The sequence below is a fragment of the Actinacidiphila oryziradicis genome (genome assembly GCF_005047355.1).
Taxonomy (GTDB): Bacteria; Actinomycetota; Actinomycetes; order Streptomycetales; family Streptomycetaceae; genus Actinacidiphila; species Actinacidiphila oryziradicis.
The window spans coordinates 1-8,950 of sequence record NZ_SUMC01000185.1 but is presented as its reverse complement, the minus strand read 5'-3'; the positions used below and the strand labels follow the sequence as shown (position 1 = coordinate 8,950).

8 protein-coding genes and 2 pseudogenes are annotated in these 8,950 nt (G+C 68.3%); 6 read left to right on the top strand and 4 right to left on the bottom strand.

The genetic code is table 11. The features are described 5' to 3' along the window. The 3 genes and pseudogenes from FCI23_RS52330 to FCI23_RS52320 form a co-directional block, all read left to right on the top strand. Positions 1–812 (top strand): annotated as a pseudogene (locus tag FCI23_RS52330) (ISKra4 family transposase); the annotation flags it as partial. Positions 813–888: 76 nt separating this feature from the next. Continuing rightward, entirely contained in the window at positions 889–1,242 is a 354-nt protein-coding gene (locus FCI23_RS52325) for an integrase core domain-containing protein (RefSeq protein WP_136730983.1), read from the top strand. A gap of 39 nt (positions 1,243–1,281) precedes the next feature. Continuing rightward, the gene (locus FCI23_RS52320) at positions 1,282–1,968 is read left to right on the top strand and encodes an HNH endonuclease (protein ID WP_136730982.1); all 687 of its coding nucleotides are present in this window, start codon (positions 1,282–1,284) and stop codon (positions 1,966–1,968) included. A 318-nt stretch (positions 1,969–2,286) separates the two neighbouring features. Here FCI23_RS52320 and FCI23_RS52315 read toward each other — a convergent pair. Next, positions 2,287–2,370: pseudogene (locus tag FCI23_RS52315) on the bottom strand (IS5/IS1182 family transposase); the annotation flags it as partial. A gap of 281 nt (positions 2,371–2,651) precedes the next feature. Between FCI23_RS52315 and FCI23_RS52310 the strand changes: the two are divergent. From FCI23_RS52310 to FCI23_RS52300, 3 genes are all read left to right on the top strand, one after another. Then, a complete protein-coding gene (locus FCI23_RS52310) occupies positions 2,652–6,677 on the top strand; it encodes a S1 family peptidase (RefSeq protein ID WP_211265864.1) in 4,026 nt (1,341 codons plus the stop codon). 38 nt (positions 6,678–6,715) lie between these two features. After that, entirely contained in the window at positions 6,716–7,075 is a 360-nt protein-coding gene (locus FCI23_RS52305; protein WP_136730980.1) for a trypco2 family protein, read from the top strand. Positions 7,076–7,137: 62 nt separating this feature from the next. Next, positions 7,138–7,992: a hypothetical protein gene (locus FCI23_RS52300; protein WP_136730979.1), complete on the top strand. Its 855-nt coding sequence runs from the start codon at positions 7,138–7,140 to the stop codon at positions 7,990–7,992. Positions 7,993–7,996: 4 nt separating this feature from the next. Here FCI23_RS52300 and FCI23_RS52295 read toward each other — a convergent pair whose 3' ends face one another. The 3 genes from FCI23_RS52295 to FCI23_RS58975 all read right to left on the bottom strand — a co-directional run. Next, the gene (locus FCI23_RS52295) at positions 7,997–8,416 is read right to left on the bottom strand and encodes a hypothetical protein (RefSeq protein WP_136730978.1); all 420 of its coding nucleotides are present in this window, start codon (positions 8,414–8,416) and stop codon (positions 7,997–7,999) included. Further along, positions 8,413–8,676: a hypothetical protein gene (locus FCI23_RS52290; RefSeq protein WP_246144875.1), complete on the bottom strand. Its 264-nt coding sequence runs from the start codon at positions 8,674–8,676 to the stop codon at positions 8,413–8,415. Before FCI23_RS52290 ends, FCI23_RS52295 begins: the two co-directional genes overlap by 4 nt. 91 nt (positions 8,677–8,767) lie before the next feature. Continuing rightward, positions 8,768–8,950 (bottom strand): hypothetical protein (locus FCI23_RS58975; protein WP_211265865.1); only part of this gene is annotated, 183 nt, incomplete at its 5' end.

The window sequence follows — 8,950 nt, the reverse complement described above, 5'->3', positions numbered from 1 at the left end:
CGAACCGGAAACGTATGGCCACGCTGGCCTGCGTGTTCGATGTCGATCCCGCGGTGCGTCGTCCGCACGACATCATCGCCCCACCCGAGGGACGCGGCGGGGACCGACCGCCTCGGCCGGGGCCGAGGGCGGCCGCGAAGTGGCTGTGCGGCTCGGTGATCCACCCTGCCGAGCACACGATTGCCGCCGCCTTCGACCAGGCCGAGGCCCGCGACCGCGATCACGCGCGGGACTGGCTCGTGCTCGTCGACGGCGCCCACCACCAGATCGATCTGGTCCAGGCCGAGGCCGACCGGCGCGGCATCGGGGTGCACATCCTGATCGATATCGTGCATGTGAGCGAATACGTCTGGGGTGCGGCCCACTGCTTCCACCAGCCCGGCACCCCCGAGTGTGAAGCCTGGGTTGCCTGCCACCTGACGACCATCCTGCACGGTCAGGCCACCCGGGCCGTTGCCGAGATCACCGCGCAGGCAGACCAAGGCGCACTGCGCGGGACCAGCCGCGAGGGCGCCGACGCCTGTATCCGCTACCTCACCGGCCACGCGGACCGCCTGCACTACGACACCGCGCTGGCCTCCGGCTGGCCGATCGCCACCGGTCCGATCGAGGGCGCCTGCCGCCACATCATCGCCGACAGGCTCGCCATTACCGGGTCACGATGGGGCCTCGACGGCTCCGAAGCCATCCTCAAACTCCGCGCGCTGAAGGACAACGGCGACTTCGAGGAGTACTGGCGACACCACCTCGCCCGCGAACATGAACGCCTCTACCCCACCCCCGACCGACACGACTACCGCCTCACTGCCTGATCAGCGACCTTCCCTCAGCGAGAGCTACACCCTTCCACGTTGACACCGCAACGAACGGGCCTCCGGCTTCCGCTACCTGCTGCGCGATCGCGACAGCCGCTACACCCAGGCATTCGACGCCGTCTTCACCACCGCCGGCATCGAGATCCCCAAGACCGCACCGCAGGCGCCGAAGATGAACGCCCACGCCAAGAGATTCATCCGCACCGCCCGAGCCGAGTGCACCGACCGGATGCTGATCTACAACGAACAGCACGCCCGGCGAGTCCTCGCCCAGTACGCCGAGCACTACAACACCGGAAGACCGCACCGCGCCCTGAACCTTCGCGCTCCTGCCGACGACCCGGACGTCATCCCCTTCTGCGCCCAGCGCATCCAACGCCACGACGTCCTCAGCGGACTCATCCACGAGTGCCACAGCACCGCCTGACGAAGATCACGACCGCCTGGCGAACGCCCAGCTCAGCGCATTTACGAGACTTTTGGCACCCAACAGGGCGCGACGACGAGACAGGGAACCTATGCGGACATCCGGTGGGGACAGGACGGCAGCTACTGCGATCACCAGGATCAGCATGAGCGGGATCGCCACCAGCCCGCAGCTCGATGGCTGCTGTTTCGCGGGTTCGTCCAGTACTACCTTCTCACCCAGGATGTTTCCCGCCTGGAGCTGCCGCGCTGGGTCATGGAGACTTCGATGCTCAAGACCCTGGCAGGAAAGCACAAGTCGACCGTCACGAAGATGGCCCGCAGATATAAGGCGGCTGTCGATACCCCTGACGGCCGGCGGACGTGCTTCCAGGTCACCGTGCAGCGCGATAAAGGTAGGAAGCCGCTGGTCGCCCGCTTCGGCGGAATCCCGCTCAAGCGTCAGCGCACCGCCGTCATTACGGACCGCAATCCGGTCATGGCTACGGCCCGACGAAATGAGTTGATCCATCGGCTCATCGCCGGACAGTGTGAGATGTGCGAGGGACGCGAAGGGCTGCAAGTCCACCACGTCCGCAAACTTGCCGATCTCAACAAGCCAGGACGGCTGGAACGGCCGCCGTGGGTACACCTGATGGCCATGCGTAAACGCAAGACCCTCGTGGTCTGTGAACGCTGCCACCAGGACATTCACGCGGGGCGGGTCACAGCCACGACCCGGAAATGATCACTGGAGAGCGGTATGCCGGGAAACTGGCCCGTACCGTTCGGGAAGGGGCCGTCGGAAAAGGACCCGCGCCACGGGCACCTCGTCGGCGGCCTACTTCACTCGAAGCGGCGGGGGCTGGAAACGGAGCGGACGCACTCCGCCACCGCGCCAGCCCCCGACCCTACAACCTGACCTCGCTGCTGAGGGGTAACGCCCGAGCTCGGGACGCGGGGTACGTACGGCAGGTCTCGGAGTGCCTGGCCAGCATCGAGGACGCGGCGGAACGGGCGCTGCGGTTCGGATTGCGGGCGCTCATTGCGATGCGGCGATATGGAGGGCGTTGGCCTGCTCGCTGACGGCTCGGATTTTTGCGTGGGAGGAGTGCACCGCGCGTTTCCCGGCCGGGAGATTGCTCCAACGGGGTCCTGCCGAGGACGCTGATCGGTGCAAGGTGCTGATTGCGATGATGATCAGTCAACTATGCCCCAGTGCAATGGAGTTCGTTCTACCATGAACCCCAGGAGCCGTCAGGGGGAGGCACGTGACCGGCCAGGATGTTCGGCCCTCGGGCGATCGGGTCGGCATTGCCGTGGGCTGGGGCGATGGTGACGACCAGGGATGAGCGCTCGCCCGGTCCGCCGCCCACCGCGGATCCGTCCACGCCTGCCGGAGCTCTCACCGGGTTGACCAGGGCGGCGACGGTGCGGCTGCTCGTTCGGATCCCGGGGGAGGAGCGGGACAGACTGGGCACCGGTTTCCTGGTCGCGCCGGGTCTCGTCGCCACGGCCGCGCACGTGCTCGCGGGTATGGCGCGTCGGCTGCCGGCCGGGGTCTCGGTGCGGGGGATCTTCGCGGCGGACGGCCGAGCGGACAGCCGACCGGTCCGGTTGGAGCCCATGCCGGACCGGTTCCGGCCGGACGGCCCCCGGAGCGTGGGGGTCGCGTTGCTGCGGCTGTCCGCCGTCTCGGCCGCTGCGCCGGTGCTGCTGTCGGGCGCGGCCGAGCCGGGAGATCCTGTGTGGACGTTCGGGTTCCCCGGAGGAGGGCAGTTCGCCGGTGGTCTCCCGGCGCTGCTCACCTATCAGGGCGACTCGCGGCTTGAGGCCCCGGGCCTGCGCGGCGGTGCGGATCCAGGCAGGCTGGTCGGTGTCGTCGTGCACCCCGGCCAGAGCGGCAGCGCGGTGCTGAACCTGCGGACCGGAGCGGTCTGTGGGCTGTTGTGGACCTCCAGCCGGACCGGCAGCGCGCACATGGTGCCGATCGCCCGGATCCTCGACGTCTGCCCCGAGGCTGACCCGGCGCGGGGGGAGGCCCGAGCCGGACTCAACCCGGCCTGGCTGGATGTGCTCGACGACGCGCAGATCCGGTCCGGCGGATGGCGGTACCCGGGTCCCCGCCTGCGCGCCTATCTGGACGCGGCGGCCGACCGGGCGGCGGCACAGCCCTACTTCGACGCGCTCACGACGGTGACGGGTTCGCCACTGCCCGCGCTGACGGCGGTGTACATGCGCCAGAAGACGGAACTGCGGGTCCCGGCCGTCCTGGCGGCCGCGGTCAACGGCGGCCCCGCCGCAGTGGACGTCGCGGAGGTACTGCCTGCGGACACCGTCGTGCAGCGTGGCGAGAACTGCATCGTGGTCGGGGCCGCCGGCTCGGGGAAGTCGAGCCTGCTGCTTGCCGGACTGGTCGATGCCGCGGCGCGCTGGCAGCGGGAGCGGACCGGGCGCACCGTCCCGGTGCTGCTGCGCGCCGCGTACCTCGCCCCCGACCGACCGGTGCCGGAGCTGGTCGCGGACGCTGTCGCGGCGGAACTCGGCGACGGGACGGGGGACCGGCGGCTGTGGCCCGCGTCGTTCTTCGCCGCGCCACCGCTGCGCGATGTGGGATGGCTGCTGCTGGTCGACGGGCTCGACGAGATCGTCGACCCGGCGGTGCGGCAGGAGATCGTCGCCAAGCTCGACAGACTCGCCGAGGGTGGCACCGGGTTGCCCTACCGGATCGTCGTGACCACCCGTCAACTGCCTGACGACCAACTCCCGGGAAGCGGAAGCGGCAGCGGTGCCTGGGCCGGACCGTACCGGCTGTTGCCCTTCGAGGCCCGGCAGTTTCCGGTGTTCGCGGAACACTGGTTTCGCGGGCTGGACCTGCCCGATCCGGACCGGGCCGCCCAGGGCTTCGCGGCCGAGATCGAGCGCAACGGTCTGACCGAACTGGCCGGTACACCGCTGATGGCGACGATTCTGTGCCTGCTGAAGGCCCGGAGCCCGGAGGTCTCGCTGCCGCTTAACCGCTACGAGGCGTACGACCAGTTCACCGACCTGCTCGCACAGGGCCAGTACCGGCGGGACCCGGGCGGACTGAGCGCGCAGATCCAGGAGACGTTCGGCCGGTTCACGTCGATCGCGACAGAGGCGGCGGAGCGGGCACTGCATGCCTTCGAGGACGCTCTCACCCTCATCGCCGCGCACCGTCTGGACGGCAGCGACAAGCCCGCGGTCGATGTGCTGTGCGAGGACATCGCGGACTTCCGCCCGCACCAGGTGCCCGAACCGCTGTGGCAGGCCTTCGCGGTGTCCCTGCTGAGGCGCAGCGGCCTGTTCACCGAGCACGGCGGCCGATTCCACTTTTTCCACCCGACGTTGGCCGAGTTCCTCCTCGCGCGGTATGTCCTGGACGACCGACGCAGAAAAGAGCAGTGGTTCCACGAGACGTTCGAGCAGAGGACGCGGCAACGGCCTTGGGATCCACGCAAGGCCTGGAATCCCAGGGCAGGTGACTGGGGGGTCAGCGGCTTCGTGGTCGCGGGCTGGAAGGGCGGACCCGACCTGATCGGGGCGCTGCTGCGGCTGGCCGGGACCGGGGAGCTGATGCCCTGTCGTTTCGTGGCCCGGCTGGTGGTCGAGGGCAACGTCAAGGACCCGGCGGTCCGGGACCGGGTGGCGGACAGGCTGGCCGTCCTGGCCGGTGCCAAGCCGCCGCGATTCGCGCGGCAGGCCCGTGCGCGAGACCTGAAGCTGCGGCGCTGGCATGCGTCCTACGAACTGGACGACCTCGGCGACCCGCGTGGGCAGAGAGCGCTGGCGGCCGGTCTCACGGAGCGGTCCGCCGCGGCCGACCGGTGGCAGGTGATGGCGCTGAGCGCCGCCCGCAGTTCCCGCGGCGCCGACCTGCTGGCCGAGTTCGCGATGGATCCGTCGCAGGACGACGGGCAACGCGGCGACGCCGCAGCGGCGCTCGCCAGTGCCGCCGATCCCCGTGGCTTCGACCTGCTCGAAGCTCTGGCCACAGATCCGGGTGTGGCCATGCGCGAGCGGCTGGGCTCGGCACAGTTCCTCGGTGCCCGTCAGGGCGGTCAGCGAGGGCTCGACCTGTTGGCCGCCTTCGCCGCTGACACCGCACTCAGCGACATGGACCGGGTCTTCGCCGCCGTCCTGCTGGCCGGGATCGACGGTCAGAGCGCCACTCCGTTGGTCAGCCTCGCCGCCGATGCCACCCTCAGCCCCGGCGCACGCAGCGTGGCGGCACACCACGTCGTGAAACGGGGCGATCCACGCGGCGCGCAGCTGCTCGCCGAACTGGCCGCGGACCCGGAGAGCGACCTCGACTGGTACGAAGGGCATCAGTGGGTCGACCGCCGCGCGCACCCACAGCTGGAGGCCGACTATCTGGCCGCCCTGGCCGCCGGAAGGTCCAAGGGCTGGGGACGTATGTGGGCGGCACTGAAGCTGATGACACTCAACGACTCAAGGGGCTTTCCCGCGCTCCTGGGCGTCTACGTCCATGTTGCGGCGTCGCCGCGTCGCCGGATGGTTCTACGGCACTCCCTGGCGGAGAGTGCCATGGGAGACGGCGACAGCCGCGGCGCCGACTTGCTGGCCGGGTGGGCGGAGGACGTCCACCAGCGCCCCCGCTGGCGGGAGATGTCGGCCGAGAGCCTCGCGAAGGGCGGCGACCCGAGGGGGGCGGACCTGCTGGTCGGATTGGCCACCGATGCGGACTTCGGACTGTACTACCGGCGCAAAGCGCTCACCGCCCTGATCGGCCAAGGTGATCCTCGGGGCCTGCGGATCCGCGACGACTCGTGGGCCGATCAGGCACAGGACCGCAGGAGGACGCCGATGAGTCGGCGGAAAGCGGCCAGGGTTCTGATAGCCGACGGTGACGGTCGCGGGGTGGAAGTCATGGCGGCCATGGCGGTCGACGTGGCGCTGAGCGACATGGAACGCAGACGGACCGTCAGAATCCTGCTGGGGGCCGACCCCGAGGCGGGACGGCGCGCACTGTCCGCGGTGAGCGCGGCCGAGAGCACCGGCGAGGACTGCCGGGACTTGGTGGTGGCGATGCTCGCCGAAGGGGAGCCCGGCCGCGCTGCCCGGCTGCGGGGCACGGTGTACGCGCTCTGCCCCACAGTGCTGGCAGGTGAGTTCGGGGCGGTGCCGGCAGCCCGGGGCGGTCGGCTGGGCCCGGGGAACTGGGCCGCACTGGCCGTGAGTTCTCTGGTGCTGATCACGCTCGTCCTGCTGCTGGCGGTGTTCGCGCTCATAGTCCTGGAGAACACGGTGCGCATCGACGGCGACCGGGCTGTGTTCCTCAGCGTCCTGCAACTCCTGCTGTTCATGCCAGGGGCCGCGTGCGCGGGCTTCCTGCTCGGCGGGCACCTGCCGGAGGTGTGGCAGAGCGCGAACCAGGGGCTCTGGCAGCTGCTCATCTGGCGATCGCCGTGCTGAGTCGTTTCACAACCGTATTGCGACGAAGGAGACCATCGATGACACAGCCGACCGGGAACCACAACGACGAGGTTGAGCTCGCCACCGCGATTCGCGCGTTGCGCAGTTCGCTGGTGAGCGCGCTGCACGACGGCGACACCAGCAAGATCAGGTTCCACATCGAGCATGTGGATCTGACCATGCAGGTCAGCGTGACCAAGGCGCACAAGGGCAGCGCGGAGGTCCGGTGGCACGTCCTGGGACTGGGCGGAGAGCGGTTGCGGGAGCAGGCCGGCGTCCAGACCCTGAATCTGCGGTTGTCCCCCATCGTTTTCGACGACGCGAACCGGCCCCTCGCAGCGGACGAGCAGTTCATCTCCGAATTCGAAGGAGAGGGTGAGGGTGAGGGTGAGGACTGACCCTACGTCATTCGAGCGGGATTCGCCTGAACGGCTGTGATCTAGCCACATCCTGTGCTTCCATGAATCGCAACCCAGGGGAGGGGTGCGTAATGGGGGGTAAAGGCTGGTGGCGCAAAGTGATGTCCGCGCCGCGGGAACTCATGGCAAGGGATCTGAGTAGTCCCGACTGGACCGACAAGATCAAATTTATTAAGCTTCGACGCCCGACGCGCATCGTGTTCATGGTGGTGGGCAGTATTATCGCGGCGATCGGGTTTGTCCTTCCGTGGTACATCCTGCTGTTCGATCCGCCCGGTGGCGCCCTGGTGTACAACCACGTCACCTATCCGTCCACGCACCACTGGGTCAACGGCCTGGTGATGCAGACCAACGCCGAGCAGGTGCACGATACGCTGACGGCGAACGGCCTAAAATACGTTCAGTGGGCCATCGCCCTGACATTCTTCAACGGGATTTTCCTGCAGATCTTCAATCCGCAGGAACACACGTACAAAGGCATGGTCGCCAAGAGGATCACGTCCCTGCTCCTCAGCGCTGCGCATCTCACAGCAATTGTCCTGTTCATCAAGGACGAGTGGTGGGCCAACGTCGACGGCGGATATCAGTTCGCGATCAAGGAAAACGTTTTCCTCCACAACGGAAAAGGCGCCTACGCGCTGGCTGTGGCAAGGGCGATCACGGTCTACCCGCTCGGCGGGTTCTTCATCACCATGGGCGGGGTCGCGATTTCCGCAGTCGGCCTGTACTCCGGCACGCGGGTCATGACCGAGGAAAAACTGACCGCGCGCAGAGAGGTGCACCGGAAGGTGCTCGGCGGTGCGGGGAAAGTAGTCTCGGCGGCCTTCGGGCTGGCTGTCTGCGCACTGCCCTTCTATTTGTTCTTCCACGAGAACCACATCCGGATCAGCAAATAAGTACTTACTTGCGGGCGGACTGCGATCTGTCGAGCGGAACGATGACAGCCGAGTGTTTGGTGAGTTGCTCGCGGAGTGCGGTGTTCTCGGTGAGCAGGACCGCGATGACGGTGGCTGCGGCGTCGACCTGGTCCTGGAGGCGGCGCCGGTTGCTCCGGTTGTCCTTGAGTTGACGGCGCAGGAGGGCGATTATCTGGGTCTGCTGCTGGTCGTGCAGGCTTGCCGGGCTGTGCTCGGTCCGGTTGTCCCACTCGGCGAGCACGGCGGTCGCGCGGTTCATGGTGGCGCGGCTGACACCGGCCTCGCGCCAGAGGCTGTTCTTCGTGAGCTTGCCGTCGGTGCGGGTCGGCCGCTGGGTGAACAGCCGCTCCATGGCGGCTCGCAGGGCAGCCTCGGTCTCGGGTGAGACTGTGGGCGGGTTCATGGGCCAGCCTTCCGGATCACCAGATCGACTTCGCTGAGATGGTCTTTGAGCAGAGCCCGGCGGTTCGGCGGGAGCTTGGGGGTGGCCAGAAGTTCGTTCAGCGAGGCGCGTTCGGCGGTCCAGATCGGCAGGTGGGCGGGTGCGACGATGCTGTTGCCGCATCGGGACGGCTGGCAGCGGTCGATCAGGGGGCCGCGGTGTCCCTCGGGGATGACGTCGTCTTCCAGGCATTTGGCGCCAGCGGGGTTGGCGTCGTCCATGGTGCAGTGGTTGAGCTTTCCGAACCGGATGGACAGCCGGGTGCGTCGCAGGAGGTCGCGTTCAACCCGTAGGTCTCCTCGTTGAGCGTCTCTAGAACTCTGTGTGTGCCTGTGGTTTCCAGGCTTTTCGGGCGCGGCGTGGCCGTGTGCGGTTGCCGTCCGGTGGTCCGAACCTCGGGTTGAGGGGGTGGACCTCGGTGGCGTGCAGGTGGTGGAAGCCGGTCCGCTTGGCGGCGCGGGTGCGCTGCCGGCAGGTTCTGTGTGAGAGCCGCCT